The following is a 1483-nucleotide window of genomic DNA, read 5'->3' as shown; positions in this document are numbered from 1 at the left end:
ATGCCAAGCTAGAGCTATTACCCTATCGCTCTAGCTTTAATGAATTTAAACAGCATAAATATCACTGAAATAGTTGAGCAAACTAAAACTCAGTTACAAGAAGATAAAACACTCTCGCCAGCGTTGAAGATGTCTATTGAACTCATTCTTGTTGTCGTTGTTATGCTAGCTAGTAAATTAGGACTTAATAGTCAAAATAGTAGCATTCCTCCATCAAAAGATATCAACCGAACAAAGCCAACAAGAGAGAAGTCAGAAAAATCAGCTGGCGGACAAAAAGGCCGAGTAGGTAAAACGCTGACTCAAACAGAAACACCTGATGAGGTACAAGTCATTTTAGTTGACCGAGATTTTTTACCTAAAGGTCACTATCGTGAGGTGGGTTTTCAAAAGCGACAAGTCATCGATATAGATATCAGTAAAGTGGTGACCGAATACCAGGCTCAAATCCTTGAGAATGAGCAAGGGAAGCGGTTTGTTGGTGAATTCCCCCAAGGTGTTAACGGTCCTATTCAATATGGTGTTGGTGTGAAAGCCCATGCGGTTTACTTATCACAATATCAATTACTCCCTTATAACCGCATTGAAGAATACTTTAGTGACCAACTAGGTATTCCGATCAGTGCCGGCAGTTTATTTAACTTTAATGAACAAGCAGCGGCACTAGTAAAGTCATCGGGCGCAGAAGGTATCATCAAAGCGGCATTACAAAGCCCGCATCAAACTTTGCATGTTGATGAGACTGGCATTAATATCGGCGGTAAACGGCGATGGCTTCATGGTGCATCAACGACTTGGTGGACTTATTTTTATCCTCATGAAAAAAGAGGAAAAATAGCGATGGATGAGGCCGGTATTTTACCGCACTTTACCGGTGTGCTATGTCATGACCATTGGAAGCCATATTATCAATATACCCAATGCCAACATGCATTATGTAATGCTCACCACATCCGAGAATTAGAAAGGGCTTGGGAGCAAGACGGCATGCAATGGGCGAAGGATATGCAAACCTTACTTAAAGAAATGAATAAAGCTCAAATAGATAATCCCGACCTAGATAAAGGGGCTAAACAGAAATATCGTGAGCAATATCAAAAAATATTGCTTCAAGGTGACGCTAAATGTCCACCACCAGATAAAAGTAGCCGAGTGGAAGGTCAGCGAGGCCGATTAAAGCGAACCAAATCTCGAGCATTATTGGAACGACTAAGAGATTATCAAGATGATGTTTTACGTTTCATGATGAGCACTGGCGTGCCATTTACCAACAACCAAGGCGAGAATGATATTAGGATGACCAAGGTTCATCAAAAAATATCGGGGTGTTTTAGAAGTAAGCAAGGAGCTGAAATGTTCTGCTTGCTGAGAAGCTATTTATCGACTTGCAGAAAACAATATGTATCTGCAAGCCTAGCCCTTGAGTTATTATTCAAAAATCAGCTGCCTGATGTATTCATTTCAGATGAGGCTGAATAGTTAC

General features: G+C 40.7%; 1 protein-coding gene. It reads left to right on the top strand.

What is annotated here, in order from left to right; translation table 11 throughout:
- Window positions 1–39 precede the first annotated feature (39 nt).
- Window positions 40–1479 carry an IS66 family transposase gene (tnpC, locus tag H4J63_RS19670; protein WP_182198095.1) on the top strand — a complete coding sequence of 480 codons (1440 nt, stop codon included), beginning with the start codon at window positions 40–42 and terminating at the stop codon, window positions 1477–1479.
- Window positions 1480–1483 lie beyond the last annotated feature (4 nt).

The organism is Pseudoalteromonas sp. 5Ae-yellow (assembly GCF_014077565.1).
Taxonomy (GTDB): Bacteria; Pseudomonadota; Gammaproteobacteria; order Enterobacterales; family Alteromonadaceae; genus Pseudoalteromonas.
Note: the sequence above shows the minus strand (reverse complement) of the source record. Positions and strands in the feature narration are given on the sequence as shown.